General features: G+C 45.2%; 28 protein-coding genes. All 28 read right to left on the reverse strand.

The window, feature by feature from the left end:
* Positions 1 to 159: 159 nt before the first annotated feature.
* Positions 160 to 540: a 50S ribosomal protein L17 gene (gene rplQ, locus AB4138_RS09640; RefSeq protein ID WP_004729812.1), complete on the reverse strand. Its 381-nt coding sequence runs from the start codon at positions 538 to 540 to the stop codon at positions 160 to 162.
* Positions 541 to 564: 24 nt separating this feature from the next.
* Complete coding sequence (locus tag AB4138_RS09645) at positions 565 to 1,557, reverse strand: DNA-directed RNA polymerase subunit alpha (RefSeq protein ID WP_004729813.1); 993 nt, start codon at positions 1,555 to 1,557, stop codon at positions 565 to 567.
* Between the two features lie 22 nt (positions 1,558 to 1,579).
* A complete protein-coding gene (gene rpsD, locus AB4138_RS09650) occupies positions 1,580 to 2,200 on the reverse strand; it encodes a 30S ribosomal protein S4 (RefSeq protein WP_004738777.1) in 621 nt (206 codons plus the stop codon).
* Between the two features lie 31 nt (positions 2,201 to 2,231).
* On the reverse strand, positions 2,232 to 2,621 hold the full coding sequence (gene rpsK, locus AB4138_RS09655) for a 30S ribosomal protein S11 (RefSeq protein WP_004738778.1): 390 nt from the start codon (positions 2,619 to 2,621) through the stop codon (positions 2,232 to 2,234).
* Positions 2,622 to 2,640: 19 nt separating this feature from the next.
* The gene (rpsM, locus tag AB4138_RS09660) at positions 2,641 to 2,997 is read right to left on the reverse strand and encodes a 30S ribosomal protein S13 (protein WP_004738779.1); all 357 of its coding nucleotides are present in this window, start codon (positions 2,995 to 2,997) and stop codon (positions 2,641 to 2,643) included.
* Between the two features lie 148 nt (positions 2,998 to 3,145).
* Positions 3,146 to 3,259 carry a 50S ribosomal protein L36 gene (gene rpmJ, locus AB4138_RS09665; protein WP_000868186.1) on the reverse strand — a complete coding sequence of 38 codons (114 nt, stop codon included), beginning with the start codon at positions 3,257 to 3,259 and terminating at the stop codon, positions 3,146 to 3,148.
* A 41-nt stretch (positions 3,260 to 3,300) separates the two neighbouring features.
* On the reverse strand, positions 3,301 to 4,635 hold the full coding sequence (gene secY / locus AB4138_RS09670) for a preprotein translocase subunit SecY (RefSeq protein ID WP_004738781.1): 1,335 nt from the start codon (positions 4,633 to 4,635) through the stop codon (positions 3,301 to 3,303).
* A gap of 20 nt (positions 4,636 to 4,655) precedes the next feature.
* Positions 4,656 to 5,090: a 50S ribosomal protein L15 gene (rplO, locus tag AB4138_RS09675; protein ID WP_004736758.1), complete on the reverse strand. Its 435-nt coding sequence runs from the start codon at positions 5,088 to 5,090 to the stop codon at positions 4,656 to 4,658.
* Positions 5,091 to 5,095: 5 nt separating this feature from the next.
* Complete coding sequence (gene rpmD / locus AB4138_RS09680) at positions 5,096 to 5,272, reverse strand: 50S ribosomal protein L30 (RefSeq protein ID WP_004736756.1); 177 nt, start codon at positions 5,270 to 5,272, stop codon at positions 5,096 to 5,098.
* 7 nt (positions 5,273 to 5,279) lie between these two features.
* Positions 5,280 to 5,780: a 30S ribosomal protein S5 gene (rpsE, locus tag AB4138_RS09685; RefSeq protein ID WP_017061307.1), complete on the reverse strand. Its 501-nt coding sequence runs from the start codon at positions 5,778 to 5,780 to the stop codon at positions 5,280 to 5,282.
* 14 nt (positions 5,781 to 5,794) lie between these two features.
* Positions 5,795 to 6,148 (reverse strand): 50S ribosomal protein L18, encoded by a 354-nt coding sequence (gene rplR / locus AB4138_RS09690; protein ID WP_004738784.1) that lies wholly within the window; start codon positions 6,146 to 6,148, stop codon positions 5,795 to 5,797.
* Positions 6,149 to 6,157: 9 nt separating this feature from the next.
* Positions 6,158 to 6,691, reverse strand: a complete 534-nt coding sequence (gene rplF / locus AB4138_RS09695; protein WP_017063712.1) for a 50S ribosomal protein L6 — start codon at positions 6,689 to 6,691, stop codon at positions 6,158 to 6,160.
* 10 nt (positions 6,692 to 6,701) lie between these two features.
* A complete protein-coding gene (rpsH, locus tag AB4138_RS09700; RefSeq protein WP_017061309.1) occupies positions 6,702 to 7,094 on the reverse strand; it encodes a 30S ribosomal protein S8 in 393 nt (130 codons plus the stop codon).
* 29 nt (positions 7,095 to 7,123) lie between these two features.
* Positions 7,124 to 7,429, reverse strand: coding sequence for a 30S ribosomal protein S14 (rpsN, locus tag AB4138_RS09705; RefSeq protein WP_004738789.1), 306 nt, complete (start codon positions 7,427 to 7,429; stop codon positions 7,124 to 7,126).
* A gap of 16 nt (positions 7,430 to 7,445) precedes the next feature.
* Positions 7,446 to 7,985 (reverse strand): 50S ribosomal protein L5, encoded by a 540-nt coding sequence (rplE, locus tag AB4138_RS09710; RefSeq protein ID WP_004738790.1) that lies wholly within the window; start codon positions 7,983 to 7,985, stop codon positions 7,446 to 7,448.
* Between the two features lie 24 nt (positions 7,986 to 8,009).
* Positions 8,010 to 8,327 (reverse strand): 50S ribosomal protein L24, encoded by a 318-nt coding sequence (gene rplX, locus AB4138_RS09715; protein WP_004738792.1) that lies wholly within the window; start codon positions 8,325 to 8,327, stop codon positions 8,010 to 8,012.
* An 11-nt stretch (positions 8,328 to 8,338) separates the two neighbouring features.
* Positions 8,339 to 8,710, reverse strand: a complete 372-nt coding sequence (gene rplN / locus AB4138_RS09720) for a 50S ribosomal protein L14 (protein WP_004736740.1) — start codon at positions 8,708 to 8,710, stop codon at positions 8,339 to 8,341.
* A 162-nt stretch (positions 8,711 to 8,872) separates the two neighbouring features.
* On the reverse strand, positions 8,873 to 9,127 hold the full coding sequence (gene rpsQ, locus AB4138_RS09725) for a 30S ribosomal protein S17 (RefSeq protein ID WP_004736739.1): 255 nt from the start codon (positions 9,125 to 9,127) through the stop codon (positions 8,873 to 8,875).
* Positions 9,127 to 9,318 (reverse strand): 50S ribosomal protein L29, encoded by a 192-nt coding sequence (rpmC, locus tag AB4138_RS09730; protein ID WP_004736737.1) that lies wholly within the window; start codon positions 9,316 to 9,318, stop codon positions 9,127 to 9,129. The genes rpsQ and rpmC overlap by 1 nt, the downstream gene beginning before the upstream one ends.
* The gene (gene rplP, locus AB4138_RS09735; RefSeq protein WP_004736736.1) at positions 9,318 to 9,728 is read right to left on the reverse strand and encodes a 50S ribosomal protein L16; all 411 of its coding nucleotides are present in this window, start codon (positions 9,726 to 9,728) and stop codon (positions 9,318 to 9,320) included. The genes rpmC and rplP overlap by 1 nt, the downstream gene beginning before the upstream one ends.
* An 11-nt stretch (positions 9,729 to 9,739) precedes the next feature.
* The gene (rpsC, locus tag AB4138_RS09740) at positions 9,740 to 10,438 is read right to left on the reverse strand and encodes a 30S ribosomal protein S3 (RefSeq protein WP_004736734.1); all 699 of its coding nucleotides are present in this window, start codon (positions 10,436 to 10,438) and stop codon (positions 9,740 to 9,742) included.
* 18 nt (positions 10,439 to 10,456) lie between these two features.
* Positions 10,457 to 10,789 (reverse strand): 50S ribosomal protein L22, encoded by a 333-nt coding sequence (gene rplV / locus AB4138_RS09745; protein WP_004736732.1) that lies wholly within the window; start codon positions 10,787 to 10,789, stop codon positions 10,457 to 10,459.
* Positions 10,790 to 10,799: 10 nt separating this feature from the next.
* Positions 10,800 to 11,078, reverse strand: coding sequence for a 30S ribosomal protein S19 (rpsS, locus tag AB4138_RS09750; protein ID WP_004736729.1), 279 nt, complete (start codon positions 11,076 to 11,078; stop codon positions 10,800 to 10,802).
* 19 nt (positions 11,079 to 11,097) lie between these two features.
* Positions 11,098 to 11,922 carry a 50S ribosomal protein L2 gene (gene rplB, locus AB4138_RS09755; RefSeq protein ID WP_010435149.1) on the reverse strand — a complete coding sequence of 275 codons (825 nt, stop codon included), beginning with the start codon at positions 11,920 to 11,922 and terminating at the stop codon, positions 11,098 to 11,100.
* Between the two features lie 14 nt (positions 11,923 to 11,936).
* Complete coding sequence (gene rplW / locus AB4138_RS09760; RefSeq protein ID WP_004736765.1) at positions 11,937 to 12,239, reverse strand: 50S ribosomal protein L23; 303 nt, start codon at positions 12,237 to 12,239, stop codon at positions 11,937 to 11,939.
* Positions 12,236 to 12,838 (reverse strand): 50S ribosomal protein L4, encoded by a 603-nt coding sequence (rplD, locus tag AB4138_RS09765; protein WP_004738803.1) that lies wholly within the window; start codon positions 12,836 to 12,838, stop codon positions 12,236 to 12,238. Before rplD ends, rplW begins: the two co-directional genes overlap by 4 nt.
* A gap of 16 nt (positions 12,839 to 12,854) precedes the next feature.
* Positions 12,855 to 13,484 carry a 50S ribosomal protein L3 gene (gene rplC / locus AB4138_RS09770; protein ID WP_004736763.1) on the reverse strand — a complete coding sequence of 210 codons (630 nt, stop codon included), beginning with the start codon at positions 13,482 to 13,484 and terminating at the stop codon, positions 12,855 to 12,857.
* Positions 13,485 to 13,498: 14 nt separating this feature from the next.
* Positions 13,499 to 13,810, reverse strand: coding sequence for a 30S ribosomal protein S10 (gene rpsJ / locus AB4138_RS09775; protein WP_004736761.1), 312 nt, complete (start codon positions 13,808 to 13,810; stop codon positions 13,499 to 13,501).
* Positions 13,811 to 14,283: the final 473 nt, after the last annotated feature.

The raw sequence follows: 14,283 nt of genomic DNA on the forward strand, positions 1-14,283 counted from the left end.
ACGAGATACGAGATACGAGACATTTTTGAAAATTGGAGCAGATAAGACAAGCAAAAAGTGCCAAACATCATGGTGCAATTTCTATTATCTTTTCCTTGTTCTACAGACACAAAAAAGCCGAGCTAATGCTCGGCTTTTGTATTAAGAATCTAGTATAGATTACTCAGCAGCTTCTTCAGCAGCTGGGCGGTCTACAAGCTCAATGTAAGCCATTGGAGCTTTATCACCAGTACGGAAACCACATTTAAGAATGCGAGTGTAACCACCTTGGCGAGCCGCGAAACGCGGGCCTAGTTCATTAAATAGTTTTGCCACAACTTCGTTATCACGAGTGCGAGCAAATGCAAGACGACGGTTAGCAACACTGTCTGTCTTAGCTAGGGTAATCAATGGCTCAATTACGCGACGTAGTTCTTTTGCTTTAGGCACGGTAGTTTTAATAACTTCGTGACGAACAAGAGAGCTAGCCATGTTGCTGAACATCGCTTTGCGATGACTGCTGTTGCGGTTGAGTTGACGACCACTTTTACGATGGCGCATGACCTAATCCTTCTAACTTTTCGATTAATCTTCAGCGATTGACGCTGGTGGCCAGTTTTCTAGACGCATGCCTAGAGAAAGACCACGCGAAGCAAGCACATCTTTAATCTCTGTAAGAGATTTCTTACCAAGGTTTGGCGTTTTAAGTAGCTCAACCTCAGTGCGCTGTACAAGATCACCGATGTAGTGAATCGCTTCTGCTTTCAAACAGTTAGCAGAGCGAACTGTTAGTTCAAGATCGTCTACAGGACGTAGTAGGATAGGATCGAATTCTGGCTTCTCTTCCTTCTCCTCAGGTACACGTACATCACGAAGATCTACGAACGCATCCAATTGTTCAGCTAAAATAGTAGCTGCACGACGGATTGCTTCCTCAGGTTCTAGAGTACCGTTCGTTTCCATATCGATAACAAGCTTGTCTAAATCAGTACGTTGTTCTACACGTGCCGCTTCTACAGCGTAAGCGATTTTATCAACCGGGCTGTAAGTAGCGTCAACTAGTAGACGACCGATAGGACGCTCATCTTCTTCAGTATGGATACGAGCTGAAGCTGGAACGTAACCACGACCACGTTCTACTTTGATACGCATAGCGATCTCAGCGTTGTCATCCGTTAGGTGACAAATTACGTGCTCAGGGTTAGCGATCTCTACATCACCATCGTGGGTGATGTCACCTGCAACAACAGGGCCTGAGCCTGATTTGTTCAGTGTAATAAACACTTCATCTTTGCCTTCAGCAACGCGTACAGCCAAACCTTTAAGGTTTAGAAGGATTTCCAGGATATCTTCCTGAACGCCTTCTTTAGTGCTGTATTCGTGTAGCACACCTTCAATTTCAACTTCTGTTACGGCACAACCCGGCATAGAAGATAGAAGAATGCGGCGAAGAGCATTACCTAGAGTGTGGCCGAAACCGCGCTCTAATGGCTCAAGAGTTACTTTCGCGTGTGTCGTATTGATCTGTTCAATGTCAACAAGACGCGGCTTAAGAAATTCTGTTACAGAACCCTGCATTGTGTCCTCTCTTTTTTTAACCTTACTTAGAGTAAAGTTCGACGATCAAGTGTTCATTGATGTCAGCTGATAGGTCAGAACGCTCAGGCATACGCTTGAATGTACCTTCCATTTTGCCAGCATCTACTTCAATCCAAGTTGGCTTTTCACGTTGTTCAGCAACTTCTAGAGCCGCTTTAATACGAGATTGCTGTTTAGCTTTCTCGCGGATAGAAACAACGTCGTTTGCCGCTACTTTGAAAGAAGGAACGTTTACAACTTTACCGTTAACTAGAATAGACTTGTGGCTAACTAGTTGACGAGATTCAGCACGAGTAGCGCCAAAGCCCATACGGTAAACTACGTTATCAAGACGACCTTCAAGAAGCTGAAGCAGGTTTGCACCTGTGTTGCCTTTAAGACGTGCAGCTTCTTTGTAGTAGTTGCGGAATTGTTTTTCTAGAACGCCGTAGATACGACGAACTTTTTGCTTCTCACGAAGCTGAACGCCATACTCAGATAGACGACCGCGACGAGCGCCGTGTACACCTGGTGCGTTATCAATTTTACACTTGGTATCGATCGCACGGACACCAGACTTAAGGAATAAGTCAGTACCTTCGCGACGGCTAAGCTTAAGCTTAGGACCCAAATATCTTGCCATGATCTTTCTCCAATATTCCTAGAAACGAAACTTAAACGCGACGTTTCTTAGGTGGACGACAACCGTTATGAGGGATTGGTGTCGCATCAACAATGTTAGTGATACGGAAACCAGCAGCGTTCAGTGCACGAACAGTAGATTCGCGACCTGGACCTGGACCCTTAACCATAACTTCCAAGTTCTTTAGGCCATATTCTTTAGCCATTTCACCACAACGCTCAGCTGCAACTTGTGCTGCGAACGGAGTAGATTTACGAGAACCACGGAAACCTGAACCACCTGCTGTAGCCCATGCAAGAGCGTTGCCTTGACGGTCAGTGATAGTTACGATTGTGTTGTTGAAAGAAGCATGAATGTGCGCTACGCCATCAGCTACTTGCTTGCGTACGCGCTTACGCGCGCGAGTTGGTTGTTTTGCCATTGTACTCTACCTTATCCGACTATTTCTTGATCGGCTTGCGCGGACCCTTACGGGTGCGAGCGTTGGTTTTAGTACGCTGTCCACGTAGTGGTAGACTGCGACGATGACGAAGACCGCGGTAACAGCCAAGGTCCATAAGACGCTTGATGTTCATCGATACTTCACGACGTAGATCACCTTCTACAGTGTACTTAGCTACACCATCACGCAGTTGATCGATCTGCTCTTCAGTTAGTTCACTGATCTTAGCATCTTCAGCAATACCCACTTCAGCTAGAATAGCTTGAGAGCGAGTTTTACCGATACCGTAGATTGCAGTAAGTGCAATTACAGAATGCTTATGATCAGGAATGTTAATGCCGGCTATACGGGCCATTATTCACTCCTAAGGGGTTCATAAAAGAATTATCCGCAGCAAAGCCCGTTATGGATACGCTGCGGCATACTACTTCTTTTGCACGCAAAAGGTAGGCCGAGGAATATACTCGACTCTACCTTGTATTTCAAGTAAAAATTTCTGCTAATTAGCCTTGGCGTTGCTTATGCTTTGGCTCACTGCAAATCACGCGAACGACACCGTTACGCTTGATAACTTTACAGTTACGGCAGATTTTTTTAACGGAAGCACGAACTTTCATTGCTAAACTCCGTAAATGGAATCGAAATTGTTACCACCGAATTAACGGCCGTAACCCTTCAGATTCGCTTTCTTTAACACAGAATCATACTGTTGTGACATCAGATGAGTCTGTACCTGTGCCATGAAATCCATGATAACTACCACTACGATTAGTAGTGATGTGCCGCCAAAGTAGAAACGAACGTTCCACGCGACCATCATGAACTCAGGAATCAGACATATAAAAGTAATGTATAGAGCGCCCGCAAGGGTTAGTCTAGTCATCACTTTATCGATATATTTCGCTGTCTGCTCACCTGGGCGGATACCGGGTACGAATGCACCAGACTTCTTCAAGTTATCAGCTGTTTCACGTGGGTTAAACACCAACGCTGTATAGAAGAAACAGAAGAAGATTATAGCTGCTGCATAAAGCATTACATACAAAGGTTGACCTGGGCTAAGAGCTAATGACACGTCAGTTAACCAACCGAACGCGCTGCTTTCACCATTTTGACCAAACCACTGCGCTAATGTTCCTGGGAACAAAATAATACTTGATGCGAAAATCGCTGGAATAACACCTGCCATATTAATCTTAAGAGGCAAGTGAGAGCTTTGTGCTGCAAAAACTTTACGACCTTGTTGACGTTTCGCATAGTTAACGACGATACGACGTTGACCACGTTCCATGAAAACTACGAAGTAAATAACAGCAAAAGACAATACAGCAATCAACAGCAGAAGAAGCACATGCAATTCACCTTGACGCGCTTGCTCGATTGTTTGACCGATTGCAGAAGGCAATCCAGCAACAATACCTGCAAAAATCAGAATGGAAATACCATTACCGATTCCTCGCTCAGTGATTTGTTCACCTAACCACATTAAGAACATGGTACCAGTTACTAAACTCACGGTAGCAATAAGCGTAAACATGGTTTGGTTGATAACAACCAGATTGTCGACCATGTTTGGTAAGCCTGTTGCGATACCAATAGCTTGGAATGTTGCAAGTACAAGCGTGCCGTAGCGTGTATATTGGCTTATCTTACGACGGCCTGCTTCACCCTCTTTCTTGAGTTCCGCTAACGCTGGATGAACTACAGTTAGCAATTGGACTACGATCGATGCCGAAATGTACGGCATGATACCCAATGCTAATATAGATGCACGCTCAAGAGCACCACCGGAGAACATGTTAAACATTTCTACGATGGTACCTTTTTGCTGATCGAACAAATCGGCAAGTACAGCTGCGTCAATACCAGGGATCGGCACAAAAGAGCCGGCTCGGAATACTAAAAGTGCACCAATTACGAATAATAAGCGCGACTTTAGTTCACTTAAGCCGCTCTGAGCACTACGAAAATCTTGTCCTGGTTTCTTAGCCATCTGTACCTCGTTCCTCGAGATTATTCCTCGATTTTACCGCCTGCAGCTTCGATTGCAGCTTTAGCGCCTTTAGTCACGCGTAGACCTTTAACAGTCACAGCTTTGCTTAGGTCACCAGAAAGAACGATCTTAACAAACTCGATGTTCTTAGTGATAACGTTAGCAGCTTTAAGGCTGTTAAGATCAACTACGTCACCTGTTACTTTCGCTAGCTCAGCTAGACGAACTTCAGCAGACACTAGGCTCTTACGAGAAGTGAAACCGAATTTAGGTAGACGTTGTTTTAGAGGCATTTGACCGCCTTCAAAACCTGGACGAACAGAGCCGCCAGAACGTGACTTTTGACCTTTGTGACCGCGGCCACCTGTTTTACCAAGGCCAGAACCGATACCACGACCTACACGCTTCTTAGAAGGTTTAGAGCCAGCAGCCGGTGATAGAGTATTCAAACGCATTCTGATTACTCCTCAATCTTAACCATGTAGTAAACCTTGTTGATCATACCGCGTACGCACGGTGTATCTTCAAGTTCTACTGTATGGTTGATGCGACGAAGACCTAGACCTTTAAGACACGCTTTGTGCTTAGGTAGGCGACCAATTGAGCTTTTAGTTTGAGTTACTTTAATAGTTGCCATCGTGTGCTTACTCCGAAATAGATTCAACAGTTAGACCACGTTTAGCAGCAACCATTTCTGGTGACTTAACGTCTACTAGAGCACCAATCGTTGCACGAACGATGTTGATCGGGTTCGTTGAACCGTATGCTTTAGAAAGTACGTTATGTACGCCCGCAACTTCAAGTACAGCACGCATTGCACCGCCGGCAATAACACCTGTACCTTCTGCAGCTGGCTGCATGTAAACTTTAGAGCCCGAATGACGACCTTTCACCGGGTGGTGAAGAGTGCCTTCGTTAAGCGATACTGTAACCATGTTACGGCGCGCTTTTTCCATTGCTTTTTGAATCGCAGCAGGTACTTCACGAGCTTTGCCGTAACCGAAACCTACGCGACCGTTACCGTCACCAACTACTGTTAGTGCAGTAAAGCTCATGATTCGACCACCTTTAACCGTCTTAGATACACGGTTAACTGCGATCAGCTTTTCTTGCAAATCATTAGCTTGTTGTTGTTCTTTAGCCATCTTCCAACCCTACCTTAGAATTTCAGACCAGCTTCGCGAGCAGATTCTGCTAGCGCCGCTACTCGACCGTGGTATTGGAAACCAGAACGATCAAATGCAACTGAAGCTACGCCTTTTTCAAGAGCGCGCTCAGCAACAGCTTTACCAACTGCTTTAGCTGCATCAACGTTACCAGTGTTCTTAACTTGCTCACGGATCGCTTTTTCTACAGTAGAAGCAGCTGCGATAACCTCAGAGCCGTTTGCCGCGATAACTTGTGCGTAAACATGGCGAGGAGTACGGTGTACTACCAGGCGAGTTGCACCAAGTTCTGCAATCTTACGACGTGCACGTGTAGCACGACGGATGCGAGATGCTTTCTTATCCATAGTGATACCTTACTTCTTCTTAGCTTCTTTAGTACGCACATTTTCATCTGCGTAACGAACACCTTTGCCTTTGTAAGGCTCAGGAGCACGGTAAGAACGAATGTCAGCCGCAACTTGACCTACTACTTGCTTATCGCAACCAGTAATGATGATCTCAGTTTGGCTAGGGCACTCAGCTTTAATACCTTCAGGTAGAGCGTGCTCTACTGGGTGAGAAAAACCAAGAGTTAGAGCTACAGAGTTGCCTTTCATAGCAGCACGGTAACCAACACCCTTAAGAGTTAGCTTCTTAGTGAAGCCCTCAGTAACACCCACAACCATGTTATTAACTAGAGCGCGAGCTGTACCAGCTTGTGCCCATGCGTTAGTAACACCTTCTTTCGGACCGAAAGTTAGGTTGGTTTCTTCCTGTGCAATAACTACGGCGCTGTTAAGAACGCGAGTAAGCTCACCTTTGCTACCTTTTACAGTAACTTCTTGGCCGTTTAGTTTCACCTCTACGCCAGCTGGAATAGCGACAGGTGCTTTAGCAACACGAGACATAATCTACTCCTTAAGCTACGTAACAGATGATTTCACCGCCAAGACCTGCTTTACGAGCAGCACGGTCAGACATCAGACCCTTGGAAGTAGAAACAACTGCAATACCAAGACCACCCATCACTGTAGGTAAAGAGTCTTTATTTTTATAAACTCTTAGACCAGGACGTGATACACGCTTGATTTGCTCGATTACAGGTTTAGCTTGGAAGTACTTAAGAGTAACTTCTAGCTCAGGTTTTGCTTCGCTGTTAACAGCGAAGTCTACGATGTAACCTTCAGCTTTAAGTAATGCAGCAATTGCAACTTTAAGCTTTGAAGAAGGCATTTTTACAGCAACTTTGTTTGCTGCCTGACCGTTACGAACTCGGGTCAGCATATCCGAAATCGGATCTTGCATGCTCATAAGATTTACTCCAAATGATTAAGTGGCAATTACCAGCTAGCCTTACGAAGACCCGGAATCTCGCCTTTCATGCAAGCTTCACGAACCTTAATGCGGCTTAGACCGAATTTACGTAGGTAACCGTGTGGACGACCAGTTTGGTTGCAACGGTTGCGCTGACGTGATGCACTTGAATCACGTGGAAGAGATTGCAGTTTAAGAACCGCATTCCAACGATCTTCTTCAGATGCGTTTACATCGCTAATGATAACTTTTAGCGCAGAACGCTTTTCAGCGAACTTAGCTACTAGTTTTGCACGTTTAGCTTCACGTGCTTTCATTGATTGTTTAGCCATAACAGTAACCCTACCCTTACTTACGGAATGGGAAGTTAAAGGCAGCCAGCAGAGCTCGGCCTTCCTCATCGGAACCCGCAGAAGTCGTGATAGTGATATCAAGACCGCGGACACGATCGACTTTATCGTAGTCGATTTCCGGAAAGATGATTTGCTCGCGAACGCCCATGCTGTAGTTACCGCGACCGTCAAAAGACTTAGCGCTAACACCACGGAAATCACGTACACGTGGAAGTGCGATAGAGATTAAACGCTCTAAAAATTCCCACATGCGCTCACCACGCAAGGTTACTTTACAACCAATTGGGTAGCCTTCACGAATTTTGAAACCAGCTACAGATTTACGCGCTTTAGTGATAAGTGGCTTTTGACCAGAGATCGTTGCCATATCAGCTGCTGCGTTTTCTAGCAGTTTCTTATCGTTGATTGCTTCACCAACGCCCATATTTAGGGTGATTTTCTCAATCCTAGGGACTTGCATGACGCTTGTGTAGCTGAACTCTTTGGTAAGCTCAGCGACTACAGACGACTTGTAGTAATCATGCAGTTTCGCCATAGTAGAACTCCAAATTACTTCTAATTAGTTAGAAACAGTTTCGCCGTTAGATTTGAAGAAACGAACTTTCTTGCCATCTTCGATACGGAAACCGATACGGTCTGCTTTACCAGTAGCCGCGTTAAAAACAGCAACGTTAGAAGCATCAATAGCTGCTTCTTGTTCAACGATGCCACCTTGTTGACCTAGAGCCGGAACCGGCTTTTGGTGTTTCTTAACAAGGTTGATGCCTTCAACGATAACTTTACCAGTTGTCAGAACCTTAGTTACTTTACCTTTCTTGCCTTTATCTTTACCAGCAAGAATGATTACTTCGTCATTACGACGGATTTTAGCTGCCATATTGCCGCTCCTTACAGAACTTCAGGTGCTAGTGATACAATCTTCATGAATTTCGCGTTACGAAGTTCACGAGTCACAGGACCAAAGATACGTGTGCCGACTGGTTGCTCAGTAGTGTCATTTAACAATACACAAGCATTACTGTCGAAGCGAATGACAGAACCGTCTGGGCGACGAACGCCTTTACGGGTGCGCACTACTACCGCCTTCAGAACATCACCTTTCTTTACTTTACCGCGAGGAATCGCTTCCTTCACTGTAACCTTGATGACGTCACCGATATGTGCATAACGGCGGTGAGAGCCACCCAGAACCTTAATACACATTACCTTGCGCGCGCCAGAGTTATCTGCTGCGTCAAGTGTACTTTGCATCTGGATCATTGTTAGTGCTCCGCTAAATATTAAAACTAGACCCTCTCGGGTCGGGCTGCCTCTTTAAAAGGGACGCGAATTGTACCACCCTTTTTTTAAATTGGGTAGACAAAAAACAAGCGGCTCCAAAAAATAATTTGGAGCCGCTTATAAGTTATAGAATTACAAAGATTAAATCTTCGCTTTTTCTAGAACTTTAACCAATGTCCAAGACTTAGTCTTAGACAGAGGACGACACTCAGCGATTTCAACTTTGTCGCCTAGGCCACAAGTGTTGTCTTCGTCGTGTGCGTGTACTTTAGTCGTGCGTTTGATGAACTTGCCGTAAATCGGGTGTTTTACAGTACGTTCAATAGCAACAACGATAGACTTGTCCATCTTGTCACTTACTACACGGCCTTGCTGGATGCGGTTAGTTTCGCTCATTATGCGCCTGCCTTTTCAGTCAAAACAGTTTTCACACGTGCGATGTCACGGCGTACAGCTTTTAGAGTATGAGTTTGCTGAAGTTGACCAGTTGCAGCTTGCATGCGCAAGTTGAACTGTTCACGTAGCAAATTCAATAGCTCAGCGTTAAGCTCTTCAACGTTCTTTTCGCGTAGATCTTGTGCTTTCATCACATCACCTGCTTAGTTACAAAAGTAGTTTTAACAGGCAGTTTACGTGCCGCTAGGCGGAACGCTTCACGTGCCAACTCTTCAGGTACGCCATTCATCTCGTACATAACTTTGCCTGGTTGGATTTGAGCAACCCAGTACGCAACTGAACCTTTACCTTTACCTTGACGAACTTCAAGAGGCTTTTCAGTAATCGGTTTGTCTGGGAAAACACGGATCCAGATTTGACCTTGACGCTTAATGTGACGTGTCATAGCACGACGTGCCGCTTCGATTTGACGTGCAGTCAGACGACCACGGCCAACAGCTTTAAGACCGAATTCGCCGAAGCTTACTTCAGTACCTTTAGCTAGACCACGGTTACGACCAGTCATAACCTTGCGGAACTTAGTACGTTTTGGTTGTAGCATCGTTCGACTCCTTACTTACGGCCTTTACGCTGCTTCTTAGGCTTATCGCCTTTTGGCTCTACTGCGTTAGCAGCTGGCATACCGCCTAGAATCTCACCTTTGAAGATCCAAACTTTAATGCCGATCACACCGTATTGAGTGTGAGCCGAAGAAGTTGCGTAATCAATGTCTGCACGTAGAGTGTGTAGAGGCACACGGCCTTCACGGTACCACTCTGAACGTGCGATTTCAGCACCGCCAAGACGGCCGCCTACTTGTACTTTGATGCCTTTAGCGCCTAGACGCATAGCATTTTGTACCGCACGCTTCATTGCACGACGGAACATAACACGACGCTCTAGTTGAGACGCGATGCTATCAGCTACAAGCTGACCATCTAGCTCAGGCTTACGTACTTCAGCGATGTTAATTTGCGCTGGTACACCTGCGATTTTAGCTACAGCTGCGCGTAGCTTCTCTACGTCTTCACCTTTCTTACCGATAACAACGCCAGGGCGAGCAGTGTGAATAGTCACACGGATGCTCTTAGCTGGACGCTCGATAACGATACGAGATAATGATGCTTTTTGTAGTTCCTTTGTAAGGAACTGACGTACCTTGAAGTCGCCGTCTAGGTTGTCAGCGAATTCGTTGGTATTAGCAAACCATGTAGCATTCCAAGGCTTAACGATGCCAAGACGAATACCATTAGGATGTACTTTCTGACCCATTGCTTACTCTCCTAGTCTTTAGCGATCTGCTACAACAATAGTGATGTGGCTTGAACGCTTCAAGATACGATCCGCACGACCTTTAGCACGAGGCATAATACGCTTCATGATAGGGCCCTCATCTACGAAGATTTTAGCGACATTTAGATCGTCGATATCTGCACCTTCGTTATGTTCCGCGTTAGCGATAGCTGACTCAAGAACCTTCTTAACTAATACAGCAGCTTTTTTGTTGCTGAAAGTTAGAATTTCTAGAGCTTGGTCTACCGACTTACCGCGAATTTGGTCTGCAACTAAGCGAGCTTTCTGTGGAGAAATACGAGCAAAGTTATGTTTAGCTAAAGCTTCCATCATCTACTCCTTATTTCTTCTTAGCTTTCTTATCTGCAGCATGACCGCGATAAGTACGAGTTGGTGCAAATTCGCCCAGTTTGTGACCGATCATTTCTTCGGTAACGAAAACTGGAACGTGCTGACGACCATTATGGACAGCGATGGTCAAACCAATCATTGTTGGGATGATCATTGAGCGACGGGACCAAGTCTTAATAGGCTTTTTGTCTCCGCTTTCCACCGCTTTCTCTACCTTCTTCAGCAAGTGTAGGTCAATAAAAGGACCTTTCTTGAGAGAACGTGGCATGGCGATTCCTCTTTATAAATTATTTAGTGCGACGACGTACGATGTACTTGTCAGTGCGCTTGTTCTTACGAGTCTTGAAGCCCTTAGTAGGAACGCCCCAAGGAGAAACTGGGTGACGACCACCAGATGTGCGGCCTTCACCACCACCATGTGGGTGATCCACCGGGTTCATTACTACACCACGTACGGTTGGACGTACGCCGCGCCAGCGTGAAGCACCAGCTTTACCAAGTTCACGTAGCATATGCTCAGAGTTACCAACTTCACCGATCGTTGCACGACCTTCAGAAAGAACTTTGCGCATCTCACCAGAACGTAGACGGATAGTTACGTATGCACCATCGCGAGCGATGATTTGAGCATAAGCACCAGCCGAACGAGCTAGTTGAGCACCTTTACCAGGCTTAAGTTCAACACAGTGTACAGTAGAACCTACTGGGATGTTGCGCATCGGCAGAGTGTTACCTGCTTTGATTGCAGCATCTACGCCAGATTGAATCTGGTCGCCTGCGTTAACACCTTTAGGTGCAATGATGTAACGACGCTCACCGTCTGCGTACAGAACTAGAGCGATGTTAGCACTACGGTTTGGATCGTATTCTAGACGCTCAACTTTCGCTGGGATGCCATCTTTAGTACGTTTGAAGTCAATTACACGGTAATGGTGCTTATGACCACCACCGATGTGACGTACTGTAATACGACCGTTGTTGTTACGACCACCGTTCTTAGAGTTTTTCTCTAGAAGTGGTGCGTATGGCTTACCCTTGTGTAGGTCAGCGTTAACAACTTTAACGACGTGACGACGACCAGGGGAAGTCGGCTTACATTTAACAATAGCCATTTTTACTACTCCTGTTATTCCGCGCCGCCAACGAAGTCAAGATCTTGACCTTCTTTCAAAGTAACGTAGGCTTTCTTAACGTCTGAACGACGGCCTTCACGCATACCTTGACGTTTGGTCTTACCCTTTAATACAAGAGTATTTACAGACTTAACTTCAACTTCAAATAGCTTTTCTACAGCTGCTTTGATCTCTTTCTTAGTTGCATCTTTAGCTACTTTGAAAACGATAGTGTTCGCTTTCTCAGCTGCCATAGTTGCTTTTTCAGAGATGTGCGGAGCACGTAGAACTTTTAAGATACGCTCTTCAGTGATCATGCTAGCATCTCCTCAACTTGCTTAACTGCGTCAGCAGTCATTAGAACCTTGTCGAAAGCGATTAGTGATACTGGATCAACACCAGCAACATCACGTGCATCTACTTTGTATAGGTTACGAGCAGCTAAGAATAGATTTTCATCTACTTCGCCAGTCACAATCAGAACGTCGCTTAGCTCAAGCTCTTTAAGCTTAGCTACAAGTTCTTTTGTTTTTGGTGCTTCTACAGAGAAGTTATCAACAACGATTAAACGCTCTTGACGAACTAGCTCAGAAAGAATGCTCTTCATAGCACCGCGGTACATTTTTTTGTTTACTTTTTGGCTGTGATCTTGTGGTTTCGCAGCAAAAGTAACACCACCTGTACGCCAGATTGGGCTACGAATTGTACCAGCACGTGCGCGGCCAGTACCTTTTTGACGCCATGGCTTAGCGCCACCGCCAGATACTTCAGAACGAGTCTTTTGAGCACGAGTACCTTGACGAGCACCTGCTGCATATGCAACAACTACTTGGTGTACAAGAGCTTCGTTGAAGTCACGTCCGAAAGTAGTCTCGGAAACAGTTAGTGCATCAGCACCTTTAACCATCAATTCCATTACTTACTCCTAGACGTTATGCTTTAACAGCAGGTTTTACGATCACGTTTCCGCCTGTTGAGCCCGGTACTGCACCTTTAATAAGGAGTAGATTGCGCTCAGCGTCAACACGTACGATCTCTAGGTTTTGAGTCGTTACACGCTCAGCACCCATGTGACCTGCCATTTTCTTGCCTTTAAACACGCGGCCTGGAGTTTGACATTGGCCAATTGAACCCGGTGCGCGGTGAGACAAAGAGTTACCGTGAGTCATATCTTGAGTAGAGAAGTTCCAACGCTTGATAGCGCCTTGGAAGCCTTTACCTTTAGATGTACCAGTAACGTCTACTTTTTTAATTTCGTTGAAAAGTTCTACGTTTAGCTCAGCGCCAACTTCAAACTCTTCGCCGTTTTCTAAACGGAATTCCCAAAGACCGCGACCTGCTTCTACACCCGCTTTCGCGAAGTGACCAGCTTCAGGTTTAGTTACACGGTTAGCTTTCTTAGCACCAGTAGTTACTTGGATTGCTGCGTAGCCGTCTGTCTCAAGAGTTTTAACTTGAGAAATACGGTTCGCTTCAACCTCAACAACAGTTACTGGGATAGAAACGCCTTCTTCAGTAAATACGCGGGTCATACCCACTTTACGTCCGACTAGACCAATCATTATTCTTATCTCCCTTAACCTAGGCTGATTTGAACATCAACGCCAGCTGCAAGATCAAGACGCATTAGAGCATCAACAGTTTTATCTGTTGGCTCAACGATGTCGATCAAACGCTTGTGAGTACGGATTTCGTACTGATCACGTGCATCTTTGTTGACGTGTGGAGAGGTAAGAACAGTGAAACGCTCTTTACGAGTAGGAAGTGGAATAGGACCACGAACCTGTGCGCCAGTACGTTTTGCTGTTTCAACGATTTCCGCAGTTGAAGCATCGATTAGCTTGTAATCAAACGCTTTAAGGCGGATACGAATACGTTGGTTCTGCATGAGACAGAGCTCCAATTATTAAAAATTACACAAACAATATCGCCACTCAAACCCGATAAAACGAGAGAATGCCGATTGATTTATGTGAAACCGTAGCACCCAAAATTAGGACGCATTGTCAGTTAACTTTTGAAGTAAACAAGAAGTTTACTATTTTTATTAACCGCGAACATAAGCTGAGTATACATTACTAGGTAAGACCTACTCCTCAGTGCTCATTGGTTCACAACCAGCGTTAGCCAGTGCGATGCATTATACAGATCACACTTTAGTATGCAAGTAGTGTTGGAAAAATAATCGCAATTTATTGGAAGTTGGTTTTGTATCGAGAGGGAAGAAGATAGATGGAAGGTAATATTTCTTTTGAGAAAACAAAAGGGAAGCCGAAGCTCCCCTTTTCAGATGCGTGCTCTTCTAATGAAGAGAGTGCAAAAATCTAAATGCTATTAAGCGAAGATTTTAGCTACAACACC

Origin of the sequence: Vibrio sp. 10N.286.52.C3, from assembly GCF_041468865.1 — a bacterium.
Taxonomy (GTDB): Bacteria; Pseudomonadota; Gammaproteobacteria; order Enterobacterales; family Vibrionaceae; genus Vibrio; species Vibrio crassostreae_C.

Bases quoted from the DNA above. Each gene is read 5' to 3' on its own strand.
- rpsC (WP_004736734.1), bottom strand. From the start codon at position 10,438: ATGGGTCAGAAAGTACATCCTAATGGTATTCGTCTTGGCATCGTTAAG.
- rpsH (WP_017061309.1), bottom strand. From the start codon at position 7,094: ATGAGCATGCAAGATCCGATTTCGGATATGCTGACCCGAGTTCGTAAC.
- rpsJ (WP_004736761.1), bottom strand. From the start codon at position 13,810: ATGCAGAACCAACGTATTCGTATCCGCCTTAAAGCGTTTGATTACAAG.
- rplO (WP_004736758.1), bottom strand. From the start codon at position 5,090: ATGCGTTTGAATACTCTATCACCGGCTGCTGGCTCTAAACCTTCTAAG.
- rpmD (WP_004736756.1), bottom strand. From the start codon at position 5,272: ATGGCAACTATTAAAGTAACTCAAACTAAAAGCTCAATTGGTCGCCTA.
- rpsE (WP_017061307.1), bottom strand. From the start codon at position 5,780: ATGGCTAAAGAACAACAACAAGCTAATGATTTGCAAGAAAAGCTGATC.
- rpsK (WP_004738778.1), bottom strand. From the start codon at position 2,621: ATGGCAAAACAACCAACTCGCGCGCGTAAGCGCGTACGCAAGCAAGTA.
- rpsN (WP_004738789.1), bottom strand. From the start codon at position 7,429: ATGGCTAAACAATCAATGAAAGCACGTGAAGCTAAACGTGCAAAACTA.
- rplC (WP_004736763.1), bottom strand. From the start codon at position 13,484: ATGATTGGTCTAGTCGGACGTAAAGTGGGTATGACCCGCGTATTTACT.
- rplX (WP_004738792.1), bottom strand. From the start codon at position 8,327: ATGGCAGCTAAAATCCGTCGTAATGACGAAGTAATCATTCTTGCTGGT.
- rplB (WP_010435149.1), bottom strand. From the start codon at position 11,922: ATGGCTATTGTTAAATGTAAGCCGACTTCCCCTGGTCGTCGTCACGTC.
- rpsQ (WP_004736739.1), bottom strand. From the start codon at position 9,127: ATGAGCGAAACTAACCGCATCCAGCAAGGCCGTGTAGTAAGTGACAAG.
- rpsS (WP_004736729.1), bottom strand. From the start codon at position 11,078: ATGCCACGTTCTCTCAAGAAAGGTCCTTTTATTGACCTACACTTGCTG.
- rpsM (WP_004738779.1), bottom strand. From the start codon at position 2,997: ATGGCCCGTATAGCCGGCATTAACATTCCTGATCATAAGCATTCTGTA.
- rplP (WP_004736736.1), bottom strand. From the start codon at position 9,728: ATGCTACAACCAAAACGTACTAAGTTCCGCAAGGTTATGACTGGTCGT.
- rplD (WP_004738803.1), bottom strand. From the start codon at position 12,838: ATGGAATTGATGGTTAAAGGTGCTGATGCACTAACTGTTTCCGAGACT.
- rpmJ (WP_000868186.1), bottom strand. From the start codon at position 3,259: ATGAAAGTTCGTGCTTCCGTTAAAAAAATCTGCCGTAACTGTAAAGTT.
- rplF (WP_017063712.1), bottom strand. From the start codon at position 6,691: ATGTCTCGTGTTGCTAAAGCACCTGTCGCTATTCCAGCTGGCGTAGAG.
- rplQ (WP_004729812.1), bottom strand. From the start codon at position 540: ATGCGCCATCGTAAAAGTGGTCGTCAACTCAACCGCAACAGCAGTCAT.
- rpmC (WP_004736737.1), bottom strand. From the start codon at position 9,318: ATGAAAGCACAAGATCTACGCGAAAAGAACGTTGAAGAGCTTAACGCT.
- rplN (WP_004736740.1), bottom strand. From the start codon at position 8,710: ATGATCCAGATGCAAAGTACACTTGACGCAGCAGATAACTCTGGCGCG.
- AB4138_RS09645 (WP_004729813.1), bottom strand. From the start codon at position 1,557: ATGCAGGGTTCTGTAACAGAATTTCTTAAGCCGCGTCTTGTTGACATT.
- rplR (WP_004738784.1), bottom strand. From the start codon at position 6,148: ATGGATAAGAAAGCATCTCGCATCCGTCGTGCTACACGTGCACGTCGT.
- rplV (WP_004736732.1), bottom strand. From the start codon at position 10,789: ATGGAAGCTTTAGCTAAACATAACTTTGCTCGTATTTCTCCACAGAAA.
- rplE (WP_004738790.1), bottom strand. From the start codon at position 7,985: ATGGCGAAACTGCATGATTACTACAAGTCGTCTGTAGTCGCTGAGCTT.
- secY (WP_004738781.1), bottom strand. From the start codon at position 4,635: ATGGCTAAGAAACCAGGACAAGATTTTCGTAGTGCTCAGAGCGGCTTA.
- rpsD (WP_004738777.1), bottom strand. From the start codon at position 2,200: ATGGCAAGATATTTGGGTCCTAAGCTTAAGCTTAGCCGTCGCGAAGGT.
- rplW (WP_004736765.1), bottom strand. From the start codon at position 12,239: ATGATCACTGAAGAGCGTATCTTAAAAGTTCTACGTGCTCCGCACATC.